Origin of the sequence: Pseudomonas sp. BF-B-15 (assembly GCF_019946675.1) — a bacterium.
GTDB classification, from domain to species: domain Bacteria; phylum Pseudomonadota; class Gammaproteobacteria; order Pseudomonadales; family Pseudomonadaceae; genus Aquipseudomonas; species Aquipseudomonas migulae.
The window spans coordinates 58,489-81,205 of record NZ_JAGYFZ010000002.1; the positions used below are offsets into that span (position 1 = coordinate 58,489).

The 22,717-nt window shown below is 59.8% G+C and carries 19 protein-coding genes and 1 tRNA gene; 13 read left to right on the forward strand and 7 right to left on the reverse strand.

Annotated features, from left to right (window positions below; translation table 11 throughout):
• Positions 1-12: 12 nt before the first annotated feature.
• Both KGA97_RS01295 and KGA97_RS01300 read left to right on the forward strand, forming a co-directional pair.
• Positions 13-89 (forward strand) — tRNA-Ile (locus KGA97_RS01295).
• Between the two features lie 409 nt (positions 90-498).
• On the forward strand, positions 499-807 hold the full coding sequence (locus KGA97_RS01300) for a DUF3077 domain-containing protein (protein ID WP_223480079.1): 309 nt from the start codon (positions 499-501) through the stop codon (positions 805-807).
• Between the two features lie 69 nt (positions 808-876).
• On the opposite strand, the gene KGA97_RS01305 is transcribed toward KGA97_RS01300, so the two are convergent.
• Together KGA97_RS01305 and KGA97_RS01310 are read right to left on the reverse strand one after the other, a co-directional pair.
• Positions 877-1,524 (reverse strand): peptidase M41, encoded by a 648-nt coding sequence (locus tag KGA97_RS01305; protein WP_223480080.1) that lies wholly within the window; start codon positions 1,522-1,524, stop codon positions 877-879.
• Positions 1,525-1,669: 145 nt separating this feature from the next.
• Positions 1,670-4,024: a glucose/quinate/shikimate family membrane-bound PQQ-dependent dehydrogenase gene (locus KGA97_RS01310; protein WP_223480081.1), complete on the reverse strand. Its 2,355-nt coding sequence runs from the start codon at positions 4,022-4,024 to the stop codon at positions 1,670-1,672.
• Positions 4,025-4,198: 174 nt separating this feature from the next.
• On the opposite strand from KGA97_RS01310, the gene KGA97_RS01315 reads away from it, so the two are divergent.
• From KGA97_RS01315 to KGA97_RS01360, 10 genes are all read left to right on the forward strand, one after another.
• Positions 4,199-4,660: an Lrp/AsnC family transcriptional regulator gene (locus KGA97_RS01315; RefSeq protein WP_223480082.1), complete on the forward strand. Its 462-nt coding sequence runs from the start codon at positions 4,199-4,201 to the stop codon at positions 4,658-4,660.
• Between the two features lie 263 nt (positions 4,661-4,923).
• Positions 4,924-6,606, forward strand: coding sequence for a flavin monoamine oxidase family protein (locus KGA97_RS01320; protein ID WP_008027019.1), 1,683 nt, complete (start codon positions 4,924-4,926; stop codon positions 6,604-6,606).
• 12 nt (positions 6,607-6,618) lie between these two features.
• Positions 6,619-7,413, forward strand: a complete 795-nt coding sequence (locus KGA97_RS01325) for a carbon-nitrogen hydrolase family protein (RefSeq protein WP_223480083.1) — start codon at positions 6,619-6,621, stop codon at positions 7,411-7,413.
• A gap of 48 nt (positions 7,414-7,461) precedes the next feature.
• A complete protein-coding gene (gene pqqF, locus KGA97_RS01330; RefSeq protein WP_223480084.1) occupies positions 7,462-9,888 on the forward strand; it encodes a pyrroloquinoline quinone biosynthesis protein PqqF in 2,427 nt (808 codons plus the stop codon).
• Positions 9,889-10,043: 155 nt separating this feature from the next.
• Entirely contained in the window at positions 10,044-10,118 is a 75-nt protein-coding gene (gene pqqA / locus KGA97_RS01335; RefSeq protein ID WP_009045898.1) for a pyrroloquinoline quinone precursor peptide PqqA, read from the forward strand.
• Positions 10,119-10,190: 72 nt separating this feature from the next.
• Positions 10,191-11,102 carry a pyrroloquinoline quinone biosynthesis protein PqqB gene (gene pqqB, locus KGA97_RS01340; RefSeq protein ID WP_192227626.1) on the forward strand — a complete coding sequence of 304 codons (912 nt, stop codon included), beginning with the start codon at positions 10,191-10,193 and terminating at the stop codon, positions 11,100-11,102.
• Between the two features lie 128 nt (positions 11,103-11,230).
• Positions 11,231-11,983 (forward strand): pyrroloquinoline-quinone synthase PqqC, encoded by a 753-nt coding sequence (pqqC, locus tag KGA97_RS01345; protein WP_223480085.1) that lies wholly within the window; start codon positions 11,231-11,233, stop codon positions 11,981-11,983.
• Positions 11,980-12,255: a pyrroloquinoline quinone biosynthesis peptide chaperone PqqD gene (gene pqqD / locus KGA97_RS01350; RefSeq protein WP_008024193.1), complete on the forward strand. Its 276-nt coding sequence runs from the start codon at positions 11,980-11,982 to the stop codon at positions 12,253-12,255. Before pqqC ends, pqqD begins: the two co-directional genes overlap by 4 nt.
• Positions 12,227-13,402 (forward strand): pyrroloquinoline quinone biosynthesis protein PqqE, encoded by a 1,176-nt coding sequence (pqqE, locus tag KGA97_RS01355; protein WP_008024195.1) that lies wholly within the window; start codon positions 12,227-12,229, stop codon positions 13,400-13,402. Before pqqD ends, pqqE begins: the two co-directional genes overlap by 29 nt.
• The gene (locus tag KGA97_RS01360) at positions 13,368-15,194 is read left to right on the forward strand and encodes a S9 family peptidase (RefSeq protein WP_223480086.1); all 1,827 of its coding nucleotides are present in this window, start codon (positions 13,368-13,370) and stop codon (positions 15,192-15,194) included. The genes pqqE and KGA97_RS01360 overlap by 35 nt, the downstream gene beginning before the upstream one ends.
• 112 nt (positions 15,195-15,306) lie before the next feature.
• Here KGA97_RS01360 and KGA97_RS01365 read toward each other — a convergent pair whose 3' ends face one another.
• The 3 genes from KGA97_RS01365 to KGA97_RS01375 all read right to left on the reverse strand — a co-directional run bounded on the left by KGA97_RS01365 (position 15,307) and on the right by KGA97_RS01375 (position 17,493).
• Positions 15,307-15,465 (reverse strand): YqaE/Pmp3 family membrane protein, encoded by a 159-nt coding sequence (locus tag KGA97_RS01365; RefSeq protein WP_207284819.1) that lies wholly within the window; start codon positions 15,463-15,465, stop codon positions 15,307-15,309.
• An 84-nt stretch (positions 15,466-15,549) separates the two neighbouring features.
• Positions 15,550-15,870, reverse strand: a complete 321-nt coding sequence (locus tag KGA97_RS01370; RefSeq protein WP_207284820.1) for a helix-turn-helix domain-containing protein — start codon at positions 15,868-15,870, stop codon at positions 15,550-15,552.
• Positions 15,871-16,209: 339 nt separating this feature from the next.
• Positions 16,210-17,493, reverse strand: coding sequence for an aspartate aminotransferase family protein (locus tag KGA97_RS01375; RefSeq protein WP_223480087.1), 1,284 nt, complete (start codon positions 17,491-17,493; stop codon positions 16,210-16,212).
• A gap of 169 nt (positions 17,494-17,662) precedes the next feature.
• Between KGA97_RS01375 and KGA97_RS01380 the strand changes: the two genes are divergently transcribed.
• Positions 17,663-18,583: a LysR family transcriptional regulator gene (locus KGA97_RS01380; protein WP_008024202.1), complete on the forward strand. Its 921-nt coding sequence runs from the start codon at positions 17,663-17,665 to the stop codon at positions 18,581-18,583.
• Positions 18,584-18,810: 227 nt separating this feature from the next.
• On the opposite strand, the gene KGA97_RS01385 is transcribed toward KGA97_RS01380, so the two are convergent.
• Positions 18,811-20,589, reverse strand: a complete 1,779-nt coding sequence (locus KGA97_RS01385; RefSeq protein ID WP_223480088.1) for an acyl-CoA dehydrogenase C-terminal domain-containing protein — start codon at positions 20,587-20,589, stop codon at positions 18,811-18,813.
• A gap of 290 nt (positions 20,590-20,879) precedes the next feature.
• Positions 20,880-22,676: an acyl-CoA dehydrogenase C-terminal domain-containing protein gene (locus KGA97_RS01390; protein WP_223480089.1), complete on the reverse strand. Its 1,797-nt coding sequence runs from the start codon at positions 22,674-22,676 to the stop codon at positions 20,880-20,882.
• Positions 22,677-22,717 lie beyond the last annotated feature (41 nt).

The following is a 22,717-nucleotide window of genomic DNA, read 5'->3' on the forward strand; positions in this document are numbered from 1 at the left end:
GCGGCCTACTGAGGGCCTATAGCTCAGTTGGTTAGAGCAGAGGACTCATAATCCTTTGGTCCACGGTTCAAGTCCGTGTGGGCCCACCAAACAAAAAAGCCGCGCTTAATGCGCGGCTTTTTCGTGAATGGCGTTTGGTTTTGTTTACTTCAGGTGGCGCAATATCGGATGACGTCCGCAGACCTTGTAGGCAAACTCCGAATCGTGTTTTGTGGGCACTTTGATGCCTTGTTGCGCTGTTCTTCGACGGGATAGTCTCCGGACGTCGCTGCAAATGCAGTGATCGGGTGTGGTAACCCGGCGAGAAAAGGCGCAACAGCGTTTCCATCACATGAACAGTCAGTTCTTTACGGCTGTGATCCTGTGTTATGGCAGCTGTGCGTGGGACGCTCTAGGGCGTGCCGGTCTCCTTGGCTCCCGGTTTACCACCCTGCGCACAGCTGCCTCCCATTCGTGTGGTAACGAATGCGGCAGCTCCCTATGTCAAGGAGCAAGACTATGAGCAAAACAGATTCGACCGCGTTTTCAGAACTACAAACCATCGGCCTCACCCCCTTCATCTACTGCTCAAACCAACCGCTGTTCCATGTCAGTAGTGGCGTTCCCCTCGCCGACGCTCTAGCGCAGGCCTCAAATCTGTTGTACCTCGCCAAGGAGCTGACCATGGACGCCGCCTACGCCAAAGACACCGACCGCCACGCCTGGGCCGCGCATTACCTGACGTCGATGAGCAAGGCCGTGGTCGATGATGTGATGAAGGTGCTGGAGCGCGGACCTGATCGCACCGATCCGAAGTCCAAAAAATAACGGCCGATGGGCCGTGGAATGAGCCCCGAGAATTCGGGGCTTTCACATGATGATCGGTGGTGCGTGGTCTTACACCCAAACACCCAACGCTGGAATGGCCTGCACTGGCCGCAACCGCTCAAGCATCTCACGCGTAAACACCACCTCATACGTATCCGCCGCCCTGCCCCACTGCTCCACGATGACCATGGCGTCAACCAACACGCGTCCCAGTTCGGTAATCGTGTCCGCCAGGTCCTCGACGATTGCTTGAGTCCGGCCCCACATGCGATCAGTCATCGCTTGAAGCTCAGCCGCAATAAGGTCAGATGACGTGGGATCCGTATCGGGACAGGTGATGTTGCGCAGCAAATGCTGAAGCTCTTTTACTTTTGCATAATCCTGTTCCGCCCCCAGCGCACCTTTCAGGATGGTGACGGCTTTCGTCTTGTCGACGCGATTCCCGGACCGATGTGTCGAAGACAATGTCTGCCCCATGGCGCCAGCCATCAGGACCATTATTCGGGCTTCCACGTGCGCTTTCATTGCGTCCATCGATGAAATCGGGCGCGCCAGGGTAATGGCAGCGCCTCCTTGATGCCGCAAGTCCATGGTCACGGACAGGGTCACGCCGCCGGTTGCAAACCCCAATGCGCGGGCCACGACGTAGTGGCCCATTTCGTGATGGGCAATCTGCAACGCACGATCGTGCATGGCTGAAGGCATCTGCTTCGTCATCTCCGTCTCCTTGCATCCCTCGACTTAGTATTCGACTACGAGTGGCGATTGCTGTCCATCCTGTGCGTTGCTGGCTTCGGGTCGGTTCGCTCAACAAAAAAAAGCCGCGCAATCGCGCGGCTTTTTCGTACGTGCGATTCAGCCTTTACTCAGGCAAGGCATACGCAATCACGTAATCCCCACGATCCGTTGACTGACGCGCACCGCCCACCGTCAGCAGGATGTACTGCTTACCGGTTTTCGGCGAAACATACGTCATCGGACCCGACTGGCTACCCACCGGCAAACGCGACTTCCAGATCTCATTCCCGTTACCCGTATCGAACGCCCGCAGGTAGAAATCCTGGGTACCGGCGAAGAACAGCAGGCCGGACTGGGTGGCCAGAGAAGCACCGAGGGTCGGCATGCCAATCGGTATCTGCAAATGCATGCGGATACCCAGCGGGCCGGTGTCTTGCACGGTGCCGACCGGGACTTGCCACATCAGTTTGTGGGTCTTGAGGTCGATGGCGGACATCGTGCCGAACGGCGGCTTCTGGCACGGAATGCCCACCGCCGAGAGGAAGCGTTCGCGCATCGCCCCGAACGGTGTGCCTTCCTGTGGCACGACGCCCATTTCGATACCGCTGGCCCCGGCGGCGATCTTGTTGCGCGGGATCATGTAGTTGGCCAGGCCCAGGCGCATGTCGTTGACGAACATGTAGTTCGTGTTTGGATCTACCGAGACGCTGCCCCAGTTCATACCACCCAACGAGCCCGGGAATTGCAGCGCGCGGTCCATGCCCGGTGGGGTGTAGACGCCTTCGTGGCGCATGCCTTTGAACTGGATGCGGCACATCAACTGGTCAAACGGCGTGGCGCCCCACATGTCGGCTTCGGTCAGGGTCTTGTTGCCGATGGACGGCATGTCCACCGAGAACGGCTGGGTGGGCGAATAGCGTTCGCCAGGCACACTACCTTGCGGAACCGGGCGCTCTTCGACGCGCGCGATCGGCACGCCGGTTTCGCGGTTGAGCAGGAAGATCTCGCCTTGTTTGGTGACTTGCGCCAAGGCTGGCTGCAGGCCGCCCTTGTCGTCCGGTACGTCGTACAACAACGGTTGAGCCGGCAGGTCGAAGTCCCACAGGTCGTGATGGGTGGTCTGGAAGTGCCAGCGCACCTGACCGGTCTTCACGTCGATGGCGACGATGGACGAACTCCACTTGTCATCGAATGCCGTGCGTTGACCACCAAAGAAGTCTGGCGTGGCGTTGCCGGTGGGCAAGTAGACCAGACCGAGTCTGGCGTCGTAGGACATGGCCGACCAGACGTTTGGTGTGCCGCGTGTATAGGTCTCACCAGCCGGTGGACGTTTGGTGGTGTCCGGATTGCCCGGATCCCAGGCCCACACCAGTTCACCGCTGCGTACATCGTAAGCGCGGACCACGCCTGGCGGCTCGCCGGTGGAGTAGTTATCGGCCACACGGCCACCGACGATCACCACGTCACCTGCGACCAGCGGGGTTGAGGTTTGCTGGTAGTAACCGGGCTTCACTTCACCCATGTCGGTGGTCAGATCGACCGTGCCTTTGTTGCCAAACTCTTCACACGGCTTGCCGGTCTCGGCATTGATCGCGATCAGACGGGCATCGCCGGTCGGCAGAAACAGACGTTTCGTACAGGCAGTGGGCTGGTTATCCGAAGACACTGGCGTCTCGGAATAACCCAGGCCACGGCAACGCTGCCAGTTTGGCGCAGTACCTTGCGGGTCGAACTTCCAGCGTTGGGCGCCTGTGTCGACGTCCAGCGCGAAGACTTTGCCGTAAGCGGTGCAGGTGTAGACCGTGTCGCCGATTTGCAGCGGGGTGTTCTGGTCTTCAGCGCCAGCGCCGGTGCTTTGCGGGATGTCGCCGGTGCGGAAGGTCCACGCCACCTGCAACTTGTCGATGTTGCCTTTGTTGATCTGGTCCAGCGCGGCAAAGCGGTTGCCAGCGGTGGTGTTGCCCCAATGGGCCCAGTCTTTCTGTTCGGTACCCGGAGCAACCGGCGTAACAGCCGGTTCAATGCTGGCCTTGACCACATGGGTCGGCACGAACATGTAGGCCATCGTTGCGACAACGCCGACGCCCAGGATACCGGCGAGGCCATAAGCGCCACGGCCGGCAGTCGCGCCTGAAGCACGGACCAGCGTCGGATAGATCAGCGCAACGACCACGCCGATCACGGCGAAGGTCAGCACGCGCGAGACCAGTGGCCAGTATTCGAAACCGGTGTCCCATACGGCCCAGATCGCGGTAAGCATCAGCGCCACGCCATACAGCCACGCACCTTGCGGCTTGCGACGGGCGATCATCAGCCCGGACACCAGCATCGCCAGGCCCATCAGCAGGAAATACCAGCTGCCGCCCAGCGAGACCAGATAACCGCCGCCACCGGCCAGGCCGAGTCCGATCAACGCAATCAGGACACCCAGCCCCGACAGCAACCATTTGCCGCCGCCGGCAGCCCCAGAATTATTCATGTCGGTAATTTTCCCCATTTGTGACAAGCGCGGAATAATGTACTACCTAGTTACTTATGGCAAATTGTCGCAGGTAAAAATGGCATGAACGGTACTGAGGCTAGATCAAACATCCGGTATGCGAGCGGTGCTGTAACATGCTGACCCATTGATTTGTGTTGCTGGAGACGACCATTGCCTGACACTCGCCCGCCCGTTCTTGACGAAATCGACCGCCAATTGATCGCGGCCCTGCAAATCAATGCCCGTGAAAGCGTGGCCATGCTCGCCCGGCAATTGGGCATCGCCCGCACCACCGTAACGTCGCGGCTGTCGCGACTGGAAAAGGCCAAGGTCATCACCGGTTACGGCGTGCGCCTGGGCCAGCGTGTGGTGGACGGCGGATTGCAGGCGTACGTCGGAATCACGGTGCAACCGCGCTCTGGCAAGGAAGTGTTGCGGCGGTTGAGTGCTATGGCACAAGTGCAGCAGTTGTGCGCGGTGAGTGGCGAATTTGATTATGTGGCCTGGTTGCGCACTGATTCGCCGGAGCAGCTGGATCAGTTGCTGGATCAGATCGGCAGTGTGGACGGGGTGGAGAAGACGACCACGTCGATCATTCTCAGCAGCAAGATAGATCGTGGCCAGCCGGTTTAACGCCGACCAAGGTGGGAGCGAGACTGGTTTGCCGGCGAATCGATTTACCCATCACTATCAATGTCGACTGACACTCCGTCATCGCGAGCAGGCTCGCTCCCACACTGGACGGTGTGTAGCAATAGCTCGTCATTTTGCTCAATTAATTAGCAAAACGACGACACATTGCGTCTTATTAACGTGTTCTACGCTCTCTAGAATGGCTGCCATCTTTTCCTATACTCAGACGCGCACCCCGCGTCCGGTCGCCAGCAAGGTCAGCCATGAACAAGAACAATCGCCATCCTGCAGACGGTAAAAAACCAGTCACCATTTTTGGCCCGGACTTTCCTTTCGCTTTCGACGACTGGATCGAACACCCGGCCGGCCTCGGCAGCATTCCTGCGCACAACCACGGCGCCGAAGTAGCGATTGTCGGCGCCGGTATCGCCGGTTTGGTCGCGGCCTACGAACTGATGAAACTGGGCCTCAAGCCCGTCGTCTATGAAGCCTCGAAATTGGGCGGCCGTCTGCGCTCGCAGGCGTTCAACGGGACCGATGGCATCGTCGCCGAACTGGGCGGCATGCGCTTCCCGGTGTCGTCCACCGCGTTTTACCACTACGTCGACAAGCTCGGCCTCGAGACCAAACCCTTTCCCAATCCGCTGACCCCTGCCTCTGGCAGCACCGTCATCGACCTGGAAGGCAAAACCCATTACGCACAGAAACTGGCGGATCTGCCGGCACTGTTCCAGGAAGTGGCTGACGCGTGGGCGGATGCACTGGAAGCCGGCTCACAGTTCTCCGATATCCAGCAAGCGATCCGCGACCGTGACGTGCCGCGCCTCAAAGAGTTGTGGAACACCCTGGTTCCGCTGTGGGACGACCGCACCTTCTACGACTTTGTCGCCACCTCCGAAGCCTTCGCCAAGCTGTCGTTCCATCACCGCGAAGTATTCGGCCAGGTTGGTTTCGGCACCGGTGGCTGGGACTCGGACTTCCCGAACTCGATGCTGGAAATCTTCCGCGTAGTGATGACTAACTGCGACGATCACCAACACCTGGTCGTCGGCGGCGTCGAACAAGTGCCGCAAGGCATCTGGCGCCATGCGCCGGAACGTTGCGTGCATTGGCCCGAAGGCACCAGCCTCAAGTCGCTGCACAGGGGCGCACCACGCTCCGGGGTCAAAAAAATCGCTCACGCCGCGGACGGCCGTTTTGCGGTCACCGATAACAACGGCGATACCCGCGAGTACGCGGCGGTGCTGACCACCTGCCAGAGCTGGCTGCTGACCACCCAGATCGAGTGCGACGAAACCCTGTTCTCGCAAAAGATGTGGATGGCCCTCGACCGCACCCGCTACATGCAATCGTCGAAAACCTTCGTGATGGTCGACCGCCCGTTCTGGAAGGACAAGGATCCGGAAACCGGCCGCGACTTGATGAGCATGACCCTCACCGATCGCCTGACCCGCGGCACCTATCTGTTCGACAACGGCGACGACAAGCCGGGCGTGATTTGCCTGTCGTACTCGTGGATGAGCGATGCGTTGAAAATGCTTCCACACCCGGTGGAAAAACGCGTCGAACTGGCGTTGAACGCGCTGAAAAAGATCTACCCGAAAGTCGACATCGCCGCGCGAATCATCGGCGATCCGATCACCGTGTCGTGGGAAGCCGACCCGCATTTCCTTGGCGCATTCAAAGGCGCGTTGCCCGGTCACTACCGCTACAACCAGCGCATGTACGCGCACTTCATGCAGGCTGATATGCCGGCCGAACAGCGCGGGATTTTCATCGCCGGCGATGACGTTTCGTGGACACCGGCGTGGGTCGAAGGCGCGGTGCAGACCTCGCTCAATGCGGTGTGGGGCATCATGAAACACTTCGGCGGTGAAACTCACGCCGAGAACCCGGGTCCAGGAGATGTGTTCAACGAGATCGGTCCGATCGCCCTGCCCGAGTAAAAGGAGTTCGAAATGCGCGTAGCCCTTTACCAATGTCCACCGCTGCCTCTGGACGTCGCCGGCAATTTGCAACGCCTGCATCAACTGGCGCTGGAGGCCAAAGGCGCCGATTTGCTGGTGCTGCCGGAGATGTTCCTGACCGGCTACAACATCGGCGTCGATGCCGTCAGTGTCTTGGCAGAGGTGCACAACGGAGAGTCGGCGCAGCAGATCGCGCGCATTGCCAAGACCGCGGGGATCGCCATTTTGTATGGCTATCCCGAGCGCACCGAAGACGGGCAGATCTACAACGCCGTGCAACTGATCGACGCCAATGGCGAACGCCTGTGCAACTACCGCAAGACTCACCTGTTCGGCGACCTCGATCACTCGATGTTCAGCGCCGGCCAGGATGATTTTCCGCTGGTGGAGCTCAACGGCTGGAAGCTCGGTTTCCTGATTTGCTACGACATGGAGTTCCCGGAGAGCGCGCGGCGTCTGGCCCTGGCCGGCGCCGAGCTGATTCTGGTGCCGACAGCGAACATGATTCCTTACGACTTCATCGCCGACGTCACCGTCCGCGCCCGCGCCTTCGAAAACCAGTGTTACGTGGCGTATGCCAATTACTGCGGCAACGAAGGCGACATCCACTACTGCGGCCAGAGCAGCATCGCCGCACCGGATGGCAACCGCATCGCTCAGGCGGGCCTCGATGAAGCGCTGATTGTCGGTGAGCTGGATCGCCAGTTGATGATCGATTCCCGCGCCGCCAATCGTTACTTCCTCGATCGCCGCCCCGAGCTTTACGGCGAGCTGAGCAAGCGCTGACACCCAGTAATCCGCTAGCATTAGCGCTTCCCTGTTCTGGAAGTGCTCATGCCTGCGCTGAATCCCCCTCGCCCTCACACTGAAACCCTGGCCAACGGCCTGCGGGTGACGCTGCGTCATGCCCCGAATCTGAAGCGTTGTGCGGCCGCGTTGCGGGTCGCCGCGGGCAGTCATGACGTGCCATTGGCATGGCCAGGCCTGGCGCATTTTCTTGAGCACCTGTTGTTTCTCGGTACCGAGCGTTTTCCTGCGGAACAAGGGCTGATGGCCTACGTACAAGGTCATGGCGGGCAGGTGAATGCACGGACCAGCGAGCGCACCACCGACTTCTTTTTCGAACTACCGCCTCAAGTCTTCAATGGAGGATTGCAGCGTCTGTCAGACATGCTCGCTCATCCGCGTATGAATCTGGACGATCAGTTGCGGGAACGGGAAGTGCTGCACGCGGAGTTTGTCGCCTGGTCGCAGGATCCTACGGCGCAACAACAGTTGGCGCTCTTCGATGGGCTTTCGCCGACTCATCCGTTGCGCGGTTTTCATGCCGGTAACCGCGACAGCCTGCCCGTACAGCAACCGGAGTTTCAGCAAGCGCTGCAGGATTTCCATCAGCGGTTTTATCAGACCGGACAGATGACGCTGAGCCTGGCCGGCCCGCAAAGTATCGAAGAGTTGAAGCAAATGGCGCTGACGTTCGGCGCGGTGATTTCCCTGGGAGAAAACCTCCCACAACAGGCTCCTGCGCCGCTGATGGAATCTTCAGTCGCAAGTTATCAACAGGCTGGCGAGCGTCGGCTGGATCTACTGTTTACCTTCGAAGCACTGCCCAATGCGTCGACCGAAGCATTGGCGTTTCTGTGCCATTGGTTGAACGCCGCGAAACCCGGCGGGCTGCTGACTGTATTGCGCGAATGTGGTTTGGCTGAGCATCTGAATGCCAAGCCGCTGTATCAATTTGCCGGACAAGCCGTGCTGCACGTTGAATTCACAACGACCGCATCGGCGAGCATCCTGAGCGAGAAGCTCCTGGATTGGCTGGGCTTTTTTGCTGCTCAACAAGATTGGACCCTTCTGCGTGAGGAGTACGCTGCCGTGCTTCAGCGCCAGCAACAAGTCAGCAGTGCTATGCAGCTGGCCCGACTCGACAGCGAACAGCTTGAAACCGGGTTATCCGAGCAAGGCGTTGTAGCGCTCAAGGACATCCTGAAGAAAATCGGCGCTGTGGATAACTTCAGCGGTGAATGGCAACTGCCGACACCGAATCCGTTCTTGCGCACCGAGGCACCACCCTCAAATGCCGGCCTGATTCGCGGCCAGACCAGCAAACACCGTGGCCTGCGGACATTCGCGCAGGACCGCTCGCGCAGCCGTCGCGAAAACTCGCCGATGCAATTCAGCCAGGCCCTGCCCGATAACACCGCTGAAGGCGCGATTTATCTGCGCTGGCGATTAGAGTCCAGACCTCAACCCCGCCATCAGCTGGGTCTGGAAAACCGCCTGCAGCCGCTGCGCGAGGATGCCCGTCAGGCAGGCGTCGACTTTTCCTTCAGCGCTTCAGGAAATGAATGGTTGCTGAAAATGACGGGGCTGCAAGAGTCGATGCCGACCGTCCTCGAACATGCGCTGAAAGAGCTGACAAACCCTGACGCCGGTTTCTCACAGGAAGAACCAAAAAGCGCCGCGTTGATACCGATTAAACAACTGCTGAAAGCGCTGCCTGATCATTGCCTTGAGCAAAGCTCAGTCGCTGATGACTGGCAGCAGCTGTGGTCGACGGCGCGCTGGGAAGGTTTGGCAAACGGGTTGTCGGCACAGACTCAAGCAGCGATGGGGTTCGCCCTGAGTCGCGTGCCCGGCATTGCGGACACTCATTCGTCGTCGCCGTCCTCGATCAACGGGCAGCGTCTGTGGACCGCCCTCGACACCGGTTCCAGCGAACACGCGCTGTTGCTGTTCTGTCCGACAGCCACGCAGGAAATCTCTGACGAAGCTGCGTGGCGCTTGCTCGCGCACATTTGTCAGACACCGTTCTACCAGCGTCTGCGCGTTGAGTTGCAACTGGGTTATGCGGTGTTCAGTGCGCTGCGTCAGGTCCATGGGCAGACGGGTGTTCTGTTCGGCGTGCAATCACCGAGCGTCGCCCCTCTGAACCTGCTGCAACACATTGAAGACTTTCTGAACGACGTGCCCGCAATGATCGACGGCATCGACGAGGCGACCTTCGTTGCCCAGCGTCAGGCCTTGGCCGATCAATTCCAGATCGCTGCGTTGCCCGTCGCCCAGGCCGCCGAACTGCTCTGGCAGGGCAAGCTGGCCGGCCACTCGTCGGATTATCTGGCGCAGCTTCCCCAAGCCATTCTGGACATCGATCGTTCTGCCCTGCGCGCCGCCGCACAACGCCTGATCAACGCCGAGGGCGGCTGGCGCGGTCTGGCCAGCAGTTCGCAACCGGAGGCGCCTTGGCAAGTGACAAAATGATCATTACCGCTGGTGCAATTAGCTTTTTCCGAGATTGCAGGCCAATCGCTCTGTAATTTTGAGTAACATAGCCACCTAACTATCTGAACATCTCCGGCTGGAGGTGGACTATATGTATAGATCTCAACCGTCCCATCACCTGAAGGAGCGCTCCCATGTCCTGGTCCAAACCTGCTTACACCGACCTGCGTATCGGCTTTGAAGTCACCATGTACTTCGCAAGCCGCTAAGCTTGTCCTGCCGTTCAGCGCCTCGGTTTGCCGAGGCGTTTTTATTTTCAGCGTTGAAATGATGGAGCACCCATGTTTGTCCAGATTCTAGGTTCCGCCGCCGGCGGCGGTTTCCCCCAGTGGAACTGCAACTGCGTGAACTGCGCAGGTTTTCGCGACGGGAGCCTGAACGCCAAGGCGCGGACCCAGTCGTCCATCGCGATTTCCGATGACGGCGTGAACTGGGTGCTGTGCAACGCCTCGCCGGACATCCGCGCCCAGCTCCAGAATTTTGCCCCGATGCAACCGGGCCGCGCCCTGCGCGATACCGGTATCAGCGCGATCATCCTGATGGACAGCCAGATCGACCACACCACCGGCCTGCTCAGCCTGCGCGAGGGTTGCCCGCACAACGTCTGGTGCACCGACATGGTCCATGAAGACCTGAGCACCGGTTTCCCGCTGTTTACCATGCTGACCCACTGGAACGGCGGGCTGAACTGGAACCGCATCGAACTCGACTGCAGCTTCACCATCCCGACCTGCCCGAGTCTGCGTTTCACTCCGCTGCCACTGCGCAGTGCCGCGCCACCGTATTCGCCGCACCGTTTCGACCCGCATCCGGGCGACAACATCGGGTTGATCATTGAAGACCTGAACACCGGCGGCAAGCTGTTCTACGCGCCGGGCCTGGGCAAGGTCGACGCGCCGCTGCTGGAGATCATGGCCGGCAGCGACTGCCTGCTGGTGGACGGCACGATGTGGGACGACGACGAAATGCAGCGCCGTGGTGTCGGCACCCGCACCGGCCGGGAAATGGGCCATCTGGCGCAGAACGGCCCCGGCGGTATGCTGGAAGTGCTGGAACAGTTGCCCAAGCAGCGCAAGGTGCTTATCCACATCAACAACACCAACCCGATCCTTGATGAGGATTCGCCGGAGCGCGCCGAGCTGGCTCGGCGGGACGTTGAAGTGGCGTATGACGGCATGAGTATTGTGTTGTAGCGGATGGCCTCTTCGCGGGCAAGCCTCGCTCCTACAGAGGCAGCGCTATCCCTGTAGGAGCGAGGCTTGCCCGCGAAGGCGTCCGAACAGACACAACAGAATCCACCGGTTATTCCCCGGAGACCGAAATGACTGACACCCCCCTGTCCCCCGCCGAATTCGAAACCGCCCTGCGCGCCAAGGGCGCCTATTACCACATCCATCACCCCTATCACGTGGCGATGTACGAAGGCCGGGCGACCCGCGAGCAAATCCAGGGCTGGGTCGCCAACCGCTTCTACTATCAGGTGAACATCCCCCTGAAGGACGCTGCGATTCTGGCCAATTGCCCGGACCGGGAAATCCGTCGCGAGTGGATTCAACGCCTGCTCGACCATGACGGCGCCCCCGGCGAAGACGGCGGCATCGAAGCGTGGCTGCGTCTGGGACAGGCCGTCGGCCTCGACCCGGACCAACTGCGCTCGCAGGAACTGGTGTTGCCCGGCGTGCGTTTCGCCGTGGACGCCTACGTCAACTTCGCCCGCCGGGCCAGTTGGCAGGAAGCCGCCAGCAGCTCATTGACCGAGCTGTTCGCGCCGCAGATCCACCAGTCGCGTCTCGACAGCTGGCCGCAGCATTACCCGTGGATCGACCCGACCGGTTACGAATATTTCCGCACCCGCCTGGGCCAGGCGCGCCGCGATGTGGAACACGGTCTGGCGATCACCCTGCAGCACTACACGACGCGTGAAGGCCAGGAGCGCATGCTGGAAATTCTCCAGTTCAAACTGGACATTCTTTGGAGCATGCTCGATGCCATGAGCATGGCCTACGAACTGAAACGCCCGCCGTATCACAGCGTGACCGAGCAACGGGTCTGGCACAAAGGAATCAGCTTATGAGTTTTGATCGCAGCAAGACCCCGACCTGGCGTCCAGGCTACCGGTTCCAGTACGAACCGGCGCAGAAAGGCCATGTGCTGCTGTACCCGGAAGGCATGATCAAACTGAATGAAAGCGCCGCGCTGATCGGCGGTTTGATCGACGGCGAACGTGACGTCGCGGCGATCATCGCCGAACTCGACGCGCAGTTCCCTGGCGTGCCGGAGCTCGGTGATGACATCGAGCAATTCATGGAGGTCGCCCGTGCTCAGCACTGGATCGAACTTGCCTGATTCCGTGTCGGACAAGTTACCGCCCAAACCGGAAATCGGCCTGCCGCTGTGGCTGCTTGCCGAGCTGACCTACCGCTGCCCGCTGCAATGCCCATACTGCTCCAATCCACTGGATTTCGCCGAGCAAGGCAAAGAGCTGAGCACCGAACAGTGGATCAAGGTGTTCCGCGAAGCACGGGAGATGGGCGCGGCGCAGCTGGGCTTTTCTGGCGGTGAACCGCTGGTGCGCCAGGACCTCGCCGAACTGATTGCCGAGGCGCGCAAGTTGGGTTTCTACACCAACCTGATCACCTCTGGCATCGGCCTCACCGAGCAGAAAATCAGCGACTTCAAGAAGGCCGGCCTGGACCATATCCAGATCAGCTTCCAGGCCAGCGACGAGCAGGTGAACAACTTGCTGGCCGGCTCGAAAAAGGCCTTCGCGCAGAAGCTGGAAATGGCTCGCGCAGTGAAAGCACACGGTTATCCGATGGTGCTGAACTTCGTCACCCATCGGCACAACATCGACAAGATCGACCGGATCATCGAGCTGTGCATCGCCCTTGAGGCGGACTTCGTCGAACTCGCCACGTGCCAGTTCTACGGCTGGGCGCAGCTCAATCGGGTCGGTCTGTTGCCGACCAAGGAACAACTGGTCCGGGCCGAACGCATCACCAACGAATACCGCGCCAAACTGGAAGCCGAAGGGCATCCGTGCAAGCTGATTTTCGTCACGCCGGACTATTACGAAGAACGCCCGAAAGCCTGCATGAACGGTTGGGGCAGTATTTTTCTGACAGTAACCCCGGACGGAACCGCGCTGCCGTGTCACGGTGCCCGACAGATGCCGGTGCAGTTTCCTAACGTGCGCGACCACAGCATGCAGCACATCTGGTACGACTCGTTTGGCTTCAACCGCTTTCGCGGTTACGACTGGATGCCCGAGCCCTGCCGCTCGTGCGACGAGAAAGAAAAGGACTTCGGTGGCTGCCGCTGCCAGGCCTTTATGCTCACCGGTGACGCCAGCAACGCCGACCCGGTGTGCAGCAAGTCGGAACATCACGGCGTGATTCTCAAGGCCCGCGAAGAAGCCGAGCACGCGACCCAGACCATCGAACAACTGGCCTTTCGCAATGAACGAAACTCACGACTCATCGCAAAAAGCTGAACCCTTCAGCGCCGCCAAAGCGGTCGCTGCCGGTATCGACTTTGCCGAACTGCAGGTTGGCCAGCATGGCCTGTTCTGGAACGAGTACCGTCCCGAGGACGCCGCTTGTCGAATCTGGCATTGGCGTGATGGCCAGGCGCATTGCCTGACGCCAATGGGTTTCAGCGTGCGCAGTCGGGTGTACGAATATGGCGGCGGAGCATTCTGTCTGACAGATGACGGGGTAGTTTTCGTCAACGAGGCGGATCAGCAGCTGTATCGCCAATCGCTCAAAGGCGAAACGCCCGAAGCGCTGACGTCCGGTGAATGCCGCTACGGCGATCTGCAATTTGCCAATGGGCAAGTGTTGGCCGTTGAAGAACATCGGGATCGGCATCGACTGGTGGCCATCGATCTGGCGGACAGCACGCGGCATCTGTTGGCCGAGGGTGCTGACTTTTATGCCGCGCCGACACTGAGCCCCGATGCTCGACGGTTGGCCTGGATCGAATGGAGCCGTCCGGACCAGCCATGGACCGCGACCCGCCTGATGGTTGCCGAGCGCCAGAGCGATGGCCGTTATGCTCAAGCGTGTTGCCTGGCGGGTGAAGATATTCAGGAGTCGTTGCAACAACCGCGATTCGATGACCGTGGCCGACTGCTTTGCCTGACGGATCGCGGCGGTTACTGGCAGCCGTGGGCGGAGTCTTCCGATGCGTTGCGCCCGTTGCCCAGCGCTGCGGCGGATCATGGACCCGCGCCCTGGCAGTTGGGTGGTTGCACTTGGCTGCCCTTGGGTGAAAACAGCTATCTGGCCAGTTGGACCGAAGGCGGATTCGGCCGACTGGGCATTGGCGGTGACGCTACAGAAGATTTCACCGGGGACTACAGCCGATTCCGACATCTCGCACTGGATGAACAATTCATCTACTGCATCGCCGCTTCGCCGGTCAGTTCATCAGCCGTGATCGCCATCGACCGCAAGACCCGAGCCGTCAGGGTATTGGCCGGTGGAATCGCGCCGCTGCCCGCCGATCAGATCAGCATCGCACAAACCCTGCGCTACCCGAGCGGTTCGGGCGAGGCTCATGGTTTCTTCTACCCTGCGATGACCGGCGAAGCGAAACCGCCGCTGGTGGTATTCATCCACGGCGGCCCGACATCAGCGTGCTACCCGATGCTTGATCCGCGCATCCAGTACTGGGCACAACGCGGCTTCGCCGTGGCCGACCTCAACTACCGTGGCAGCAGCGGCTACGGCCGGGCCTATCGCCAGGCGCTGCATTTGAGTTGGGGTGAAGTGGATGTGGAAGATGCCTGCGCAGTAGTCGCCCATCTCGCCGAGCGCGGATTGATCGATGGCGACCAGGCGTTTATTCGCGGTGGCAGTGCCGGCGGCTACACCACGCTGTGTGCGTTGGCGTTCAAGAAGGTCTTTCGCGCTGGTGCCAGCCTTTACGGCGTCAGCGATCCCGTTGCCCTGGGCCGCGCAACCCACAAGTTCGAAGGCGATTACCTGGATTGGCTGATTGGCGATCCCGAGCTGGACGCCGAGCGCTACGCCGCACGCACACCCCTGCTGCATGCGAGCAACATCAGCGTGCCGGTGATTTTCTTTCAGGGCGAACTGGACGCTGTGGTCGTGCCGCAACAGACCCGCGACATGGCCGAGGCGCTGCAGCAAAACGGCATTCTGGTAGAAGCGCATTATTACGCGGACGAACGTCACGGCTTCCGCAAGGCCGGCAATCAGGCCCATGCGCTAGAGCAGGAGTGGTTGTTTTATCGACGGGTGATGGCGCTCGAAAGCTGAAACCGTGTCGCGCCCTTCGCGGGCAAGCCACGCTCCTACAGGATCTTCAGCGTGCACAAACTCTGTGGGAGCTGGCTTGCCAGCGAATGCGATCTATCTTGCGATGCGAACCTTAGCGCTTGGCGATGATGTACACCGCATGCACGATCCCCGGAATATAACCGCACAACGTCAGCAGAATATTCAGCCAAAACGCACCAGCGAAACCGACTTGCAGAAACACGCCCAGTGGCGGCAACAGAATGGCGATGAGGATGCGAATGAAATCCATGGGGCAGCTCCTGAATTGAAGTGGGCTCGTGTGAGCCTTACTGCTAATCGACCAACACCGCTCGTCAGGGTTCAGTGCTGTTCCTCAGGCCAGTATCTCCAGACCGTGTTTCTGTACGATGCTCAACAACTTCAGTGCCATGCCACTGGGGTGTTTGTCTCCTGCTTCCCACTGTTTGACCGTCGACGCGCTGGTGTTCAGATAACGCGCAAACACCGGTTGGCTGACGTTGTTGCGCTCACGCAGCGCTTTGATCTGCTCTGCAGGAATCGCGTCCGGCACCGTCGCGAGACAGGATTCATCGAACTCGCGCATGGTTGCCTTGCTGATTGCGCCGATGGCGTACAAGGCACTGGCGGATTCGTGAATCGACTCAAACACGTCGCTTTTGTATTTCTTACTCATGAGATATCTCCACAAACTCCCTCGTATCCAGTAGGTACTGGACTTGCAACTCTGTCAGCCCCTCGTAGGTCTTCGCCACTTTCCACCTCGGTGAAATCGGCATCCCTTCCAAAAAAACATACCACTGAGTGGTATAGAAATCAAAACCAGGAATCCTTCACTGGCACCGGCACTCCCTGCCGGCTTTTCTAAAAAGCCACCGATTTAGCTCCCGTTCAAGCGACGAAGTGCGCTTGGCAAAACGCAGAGACAAAAAAACGCCCCACGTCAAAAGAATCAAACGTGGGGCGATGCGTTATACCGCGAGACGGTTCGGGAATTCGTGTAGGGCGGTTCTGATCAGACGGCAATCCCTTTGCGGCATTGCAGTTGTGCGGTGCGCACGCGGGAAAACGCGCGGGCCAGGCGCAGGAGCATTTCGTCGATGTTGGATTTACTGACCGTGAGCGCTGGGGTGAATCGCAGGCAATCGGCTTGCGGGGCGTCGAGCAGCAAGCCTTCGTACAGCGCTGCTTTGACTACGGCGTCAGCCGAATCGTCGGACAGGGTCAGGCCCCAGAGCACTCCCTGACCACGCAGTTCGCCGTGCCCATAGCGATGAGCCAGACGTGCCAGGCCTTCGCCCAAGTGCTGGCCGGTTTCCCTGACATGCTCGAGAAAGCCCTTGTCCTGCACACTATCGAGCACAGCCAGGCCAGCAGCGGTCATCAGCGCGTTGCCATGGTGAGTGCCCGTCAGCTCGCCGACGTCAAAGCAGCAGGCTTTGCCTCGCGCCAGCAGCGCCGCCAAGGGCACACCACCGCCCAGGCCTTTGCCGAGGACGACGATATCGGCTCGCACACCGTAGGACTGTTCCGCGAGTAAGGTGCCGAGTCGACCAAGACCGGTTTGCACTTCGTCGAAGATCAACAGGATGCCAAGCTCACGGCACAGGCGTTCGACACCCTTGAGGTAATCCTCGGTGGCGGGAATGACCCCGGCTTCGTTCTGGATCGGCTCAAGCATGATTGCCACGGTCCGGGCATCAACGGCGGCGTGCAGAGCGGCCAGATCATTGAACGGTACGTGGCTGAAGCCTGGAAGTTGCGGTTCGAAGCGGTTGGTCAGCCTGGAACTGTCCGACGCCGGAATCGTCCCGAGACTACGGCCATGGCAACCGTTGTTGGCCACGATGATCCGCGACGCACCGCTGCGATGTTGCTGGCCCCACTTGCGCGCCAGTTTGATCGCCGCTTCACAGGCTTCACTGCCACTGTTGAGCAGGTACGCCTGGTCACTGCCAGTGCTGATGCAGAGCCGCTCGGCGAGGTTGAGCATGCCGCGATTGTGCAGGCCGAAACCGGGGTTGATCAGCGATTGAGCTTGCGCCGTGATCGCGTTGACCAGTACCGAAGGGCTATGTCCGAGGCTATTGGCCCCGCCCCCCTGGGAAAAATCCAGATAGGCGCGGTCTTCGCTGTCCCACAACCAGGAGCCCTGACCGCGCACAAAAATCTGTTTCGGCCGCTCGACACTGGGCATCAGGCACTCACTGGAAAGATTGTCACTTCTGTACGACAGGAAAGTGTCCGCGCTCAGGTCATCAAGACTGGGAGCGTTGCGTCGTAAATTGAACAAATTCATCCGAAAACACCTCGTGTGAAGTGTTTTGCCTTACCTATGTAAACACCTTCGGCGTAAACGGTAGTCATCGCGTTCTATGGCCCTGTAAGCCCTGTGAATGCGGTTAGACTAGGCTCAGGCAGGACCTTGAGCCATTTCGATTTCCCAGCATTTTCAATAAGTAAAACTTATGGATTTTAAACAACTGCGTTATTTCGTCGCGGTCTACGAAGAGGGCCATGTGGGCCGGGCCGCCGAGCGGCTTTCAATCTCCCAACCGGCACTCTCCCAACAGATTCGCCAGCTCGAACAACACCTCGATGTGAGCCTGTTCGAGCGCAGCAGTAAACGCTTGCTGCCGACCCTGGCCGCGCACACGCTGTACAACCACGCCCTGCCCTTGCTCGATGGCCTGCAACGGGCGCGTGAAGCATTGGGCAACTTCAAGGGACAAGCGCTGCGCACCCTGGCCATTGGCGTGCTGCAAACCGTCCACACCAGCCTGGTGCCGCAGATGCTCGAACGCGTGCGCAAGGCGCAGCCGCACCTGGTGGTGCAGATCTATGAACTGACGGGACTGGAAATCGAACGACGGCTGCTCAACGGTTCGCTGGACATCGGCATCAGTTACCTGCCGCCCCGTCAGCCGGGGCTACACGGCGTGATGCTGTACGAAGATGAACTGACACTGGTCATCCCGGCGGATCATCCGCTGCGCGAATTCAAGAAAGTCTCCATGAGTCAGGCCGCCGAGTTGCCGATGTTGCTGCTGGGTGAAGAGTTTCAGGTGCGACAGATCTGGCAGACGCAACTGGCCAGCCTGGGACGACGCCCGCAAGTGCAGGCCGAACTGAACAACATGGCGGGGATTCTCGACAGCCTGCCGCACACCCGGTTGGCGACTGTCCTGCCCGGCCGCTCGCAGAAGATGCTGGGCAATGACGAACTGCTCTGGAAGCCGCTGACCGAGCCACGGGTGCCATTGAAAGTCGGGTTGGTGTGTCGCGATGTGCAACGGCAACAAGCGTCATTGGCGTTGTTGCGGACCTTGCTTGAAGAAGTGATGAATGGCCCGAATGAAGTCCCGACAACCCTGGACGGGATGAGCTGACTACTTTTCTGCGGGCAAAAGAAAACCCCGCCGAAGCGGGGCTTTGCAGACTGTTTCCCTGACATCCATTTCACTCCGCCGTCCTGGCAGAATCCTACGTGTCCGTGTTGTTGCTTTGCGCTTCCTGCGCGACGTCCATGTGAAGTAGATTAGCCGTGGATCCAATTTGCATCTATGGGAGAAAAGCAGCACGTCATGTAAGAGAATGCTTACATGACGTTACATTGTCAGAACTGCGCCGCGTCCAGCAGGAACAGCGACTCGCTACCGGCCTTCACCGACGCACTCAACGAGTGAATACGCGGCAGCAGGCGTGCGAAATAGAACCGCGCCGTGCCCAATTTGCTTGCGTAGAAATCGTCCTGCGCTTCTTTGCCGAAGGCGGCCTTGGCCATCAGTGCCCACATGTAGGCGTAAGCCACGTAACCGAAAGTTTGCAGGTATTCGACCGAAGCCGCACCGATTTCATTCGGGTTGTTTTTCGCCCGATCCAGCAACCACGCAGTCAGTTCGTCGAGGGTGGTCACGGCATCGTTCAGCGGCTTGGTGAACTCGTCCAGCTCAGCGCTGGCCGTCGCGGTGAAGTGACGAATCTCGTCGGCGAACAGGTTGTAGAACGCCCCGCCGCTGCCAACGATCTTGCGCCCGACAAGGTCCAGCGCCTGGATGCCGTTGGTGCCTTCGTAGATCTGAGTGATGCGCACATCGCGAACCAGTTGTTCCTGGCCCCACTCACGGATGTAACCGTGGCCGCCGAAAACCTGCTGGCCGTGAACGGTGGTTTCCAGACCGAGGTCAGTCAGGAACGCCTTGGCTACCGGGGTCAGCAGCGCCACCAGGTCTTCCGCGCGTTTGCGGGTGGTCGCGTCTTCACTGAACTTGGCGGTGTCCAGTTGCATGGCCACGTAAGTCGAGAAGGCACGGCCGCCTTCGTTCGAGGCTTTCATGGTCAGCAGCATGCGACGCACGTCCGGGTGGACGATGATCGGGTCGGCCACTTTGTCCTTGTTCTGCGCGCCGGTCGGCGAACGGCTTTGCAGGCGGTCGCGGGCGTATTCAACGGCGTTCTGGTAAGAGCGCTCGCCAGAGGCCAGGCCCTGGATACCGACGCCCAGACGCTCGTAGTTCATCATGGTGAACATCGCCGCCAGGCCTTTGTTCGGCTCGCCGACCAGGTAACCCACGGCTTCGTCGAAGTTCATCACGCAAGTCGCGGAGGCCTGAATGCCCATCTTGTGTTCGATCGAACCGCAGGTCGCCGGGTTACGTGCACCCAGGCTGCCATCGGCATTGACCATGAACTTCGGCACCAGGAACAGCGAAATGCCTTTCGGCCCCGCCGGTGCATCCGGCAGTTTGGCGAGTACCAGGTGAATGATGTTCTCGGTCAGGTCGTGTTCGCCGCCGGTGATAAAAATCTTGGTGCCGCTGACTTTGTAGGAACCGTCCGCCTGAGGCTCAGCCTTGGTGCGGATGATGCCCAGGTCTGTACCGGCGTGCGGCTCGGTCAGGCACATGGAACCGGCCCAGACGCCGGCGTACATGTTCGGCAGGTAAGCGGCTTTCAGTTCGTCGCTGGCGTGGGCGTTGATCGACAGGCAAGCACCGGCGGTCAACATCGGGTACAAGCCGAACGACAGGCTCGCGGAGTTGACCATTTCTTCGACCTGGGCCGAAACCGCCTTGGGCATGCCCATGCCGCCGTAGGTCGGATCGCCACCGACACCGACCCAACCGCCTTCAGCGTAAGTCTGATAAGCCTGTGGGAAACCTGCCGGCGTGGTGACAGCACCGTCCGTCCAATGGCAACCTTCTTCGTCAGCCGCACGGCTCAGGGGCGCGATGCTTTTGCTGGTGACCTTGCCGGCCTCTTCAAGAATGGCTTCAACGGTTTCTGCGTCGACGGTATCGGCCAGTGCAGGCAACTCGGCCCAGAGCTTGGCGACCTCGAATACTTCATTGAGGACGAAGCGCATATCGCGCAGGGGCGCTTTGTAGTCAGCCATGGCAAACCTCGCAGGATCTTTACAGGTAATTCGTAGGAAGAGTGTTTTCGTTGGGTCCGAGTGTAACCCAACAACTTTTGCGACACATAGGGTCAGGCTGTGACCGTTTTGTAATTTTTGGTCATTGCGTTTTTGTGTCTGCCAGAGCGCCTTCGCGGGCAAGTCGGATCGCCGCATCGCTCGCTCCTACAGGTTTTATGTCGTGCACACCATGCGTGCACAACGAAGGACCTGTAGGAGCGAGCGATGCGGCGATCCGACTTGCCCGCGAAGCTTTTCAAACGCAACCGTTACACCGAGAACAACTCCGCTGGCAGTTGCATCAAGCAATCGCTACCCGCTTCGATGGCCGCGCGATGAGCGGCGGTGCGTGGCAGCAATCGCTTGAAGTAAAACTCGTTGGTCGCCAGTTTGCCCCGGCAGAAATCGGCATCGCCGCTGCCCGCATCCAATTGCGCCTGAGCCACCAGCGCCATGCGCAGCCACAAGTAACCGAGGATGATGTAACCGCTGAACATCAGGTAATCCACCGACGCGGCGCCCACTTCGTCCGGATTTTTCATCGCGGCCATGCCCACCTGAGTGGTCAGTTCGCCCCACTGCTGATTCAACCCGTTGAGTTGCGCCACGTAGCTGGCGAGTTGCGGGTGATCGGCGTTCGCCGCGCAGAACTTGTGAACGATTTTGGTGAAGCCGCGCAGCAGTTTGCCCTGGCTGCCGAGCACCTTGCGCCCGAGCAAATCCAGCGCCTGAATGCCGTTGGTGCCTTCGTAGATCGGTGCGATCCGGCAATCGCGAACCAACTGCTCCATGCCCCACTCACGAATGAAGCCGTGGCCGCCGAACACCTGCATGCCGTGGTTGGTCACTTCCAGCCCGGTGTCGGTCATGAAGGCCTTGCAGATCGGCGTCAGGAACGCCAACAGGTCTTCAGCGTCCTGCCGCGCGGTTTCATCCGGGCTCAGGTGCGCGGCATCCAGAAGTTGCGCGGTGAAGTAGGTCAGCGCGCGATTGCCTTCGTTGAAGGCCTTCATGGTCAGCAACATCCGGCGTACGTCGGGATGAACGATGATCGGGTCGGCGACTTTATCCGGTGCTTTCGGGCCGGTCAGCGAACGCATCTGCAAACGATCATTGGCGTACTTGATCGCGCCCTGAAAACTCGCCTCCCCCAGACACAAACCCTGCATCCCGGTGCCGAGACGAGCATGGTTCATCATGGTGAACATGCAGTTCAGGCCCTTGTTCGGCTCACCGATCAGAAAGCCTTTGGCTTCGTCGAAGTTCAGCACGCAGGTGGCCGAGGCCTTGATACCCATTTTGTGTTCGATCGAGCCGCAGGAAACGCCGTTGCGCGCACCCGCCTCACCTTCGGCATCGGGTAGGAATTTAGGCACGATGAACAGCGAAATGCCCTTGGTGCCCGCAGGTGCATCCGGCAGTTTCGCCAGCACCAGGTGAATGATGTTGTCGCTCATGTCGTGTTCGCCGGCAGAGATGAAAATCTTGCTGCCGGAGATCGCGTAACTGCCATCGGCTGCTGGCACGGCGCGGGTCTTGATGATGCCCAGGTCTGTGCCGCAATGGGCTTCGGTCAGGCACATGGTGCCGGTCCATTGGCCCGCGGTGAGTTTGCTCAGGTAGGTCTTTCTCTGCTCTTCGGTGCCATGGGCGTGGATCGCCGACATCGCGCCGTGCGTCAGGCCCGGGTACATGCCCCAGGAAGTGTTGCTGGACCCGACCATCTCGCTGATGACCAGCCCCAGGGAACTCGGCAAGCCCTGGCCGCCATAAGCGGGATCGGCCGCCAGACCATGCCAGCCACCTTCGACGTATTGTGCGAAGGCTTGCTTGAAGCCTGTAGGCGTTGTCACCACGCCGTTGTCGAAATGGCAGCCCTCTTCGTCGCCGCTGCGATTGAGCGGTGCGAGCACGTTCTCGCAGAACTTCGCGCCTTCTTCGAGGATCGCATTGACCATGTCCGGACTGGCATCCGTGGCGCCCAGTGCGGCGTAGTTGCTGTGAAAGTCGAAGACGTGGTCGATCAGAAAGCGCATGTCGCGCAGGGGAGCTTTGTACTCGGGCATGGTCATTTCTCCGGCAGCAGATTGATCAAACCTACTGCCGC

Excerpts from the sequence above, each read along its gene's own strand:
- KGA97_RS01300 (WP_223480079.1), top strand. The coding sequence starts at position 499 with ATGAGCAAAACAGATTCGACCGCGTTTTCAGAACTACAAACCATCGGC.
- KGA97_RS01305 (WP_223480080.1), bottom strand. The coding sequence starts at position 1,524 with ATGACGAAGCAGATGCCTTCAGCCATGCACGATCGTGCGTTGCAGATT.
- KGA97_RS01310 (WP_223480081.1), bottom strand. The coding sequence starts at position 4,024 with ATGAATAATTCTGGGGCTGCCGGCGGCGGCAAATGGTTGCTGTCGGGG.
- KGA97_RS01320 (WP_008027019.1), top strand. The coding sequence starts at position 4,924 with ATGAACAAGAACAATCGCCATCCTGCAGACGGTAAAAAACCAGTCACC.
- KGA97_RS01325 (WP_223480083.1), top strand. The coding sequence starts at position 6,619 with ATGCGCGTAGCCCTTTACCAATGTCCACCGCTGCCTCTGGACGTCGCC.
- pqqF (WP_223480084.1), top strand. The coding sequence starts at position 7,462 with ATGCCTGCGCTGAATCCCCCTCGCCCTCACACTGAAACCCTGGCCAAC.
- pqqB (WP_192227626.1), top strand. The coding sequence starts at position 10,191 with ATGTTTGTCCAGATTCTAGGTTCCGCCGCCGGCGGCGGTTTCCCCCAG.
- pqqC (WP_223480085.1), top strand. The coding sequence starts at position 11,231 with ATGACTGACACCCCCCTGTCCCCCGCCGAATTCGAAACCGCCCTGCGC.
- pqqD (WP_008024193.1), top strand. The coding sequence starts at position 11,980 with ATGAGTTTTGATCGCAGCAAGACCCCGACCTGGCGTCCAGGCTACCGG.
- KGA97_RS01360 (WP_223480086.1), top strand. The coding sequence starts at position 13,368 with ATGAACGAAACTCACGACTCATCGCAAAAAGCTGAACCCTTCAGCGCC.
- KGA97_RS01365 (WP_207284819.1), bottom strand. The coding sequence starts at position 15,465 with ATGGATTTCATTCGCATCCTCATCGCCATTCTGTTGCCGCCACTGGGC.
- KGA97_RS01370 (WP_207284820.1), bottom strand. The coding sequence starts at position 15,870 with ATGAGTAAGAAATACAAAAGCGACGTGTTTGAGTCGATTCACGAATCC.
- KGA97_RS01375 (WP_223480087.1), bottom strand. The coding sequence starts at position 17,493 with ATGAATTTGTTCAATTTACGACGCAACGCTCCCAGTCTTGATGACCTG.
- KGA97_RS01380 (WP_008024202.1), top strand. The coding sequence starts at position 17,663 with ATGGATTTTAAACAACTGCGTTATTTCGTCGCGGTCTACGAAGAGGGC.
- KGA97_RS01385 (WP_223480088.1), bottom strand. The coding sequence starts at position 20,589 with ATGGCTGACTACAAAGCGCCCCTGCGCGATATGCGCTTCGTCCTCAAT.
- KGA97_RS01390 (WP_223480089.1), bottom strand. The coding sequence starts at position 22,676 with ATGCCCGAGTACAAAGCTCCCCTGCGCGACATGCGCTTTCTGATCGAC.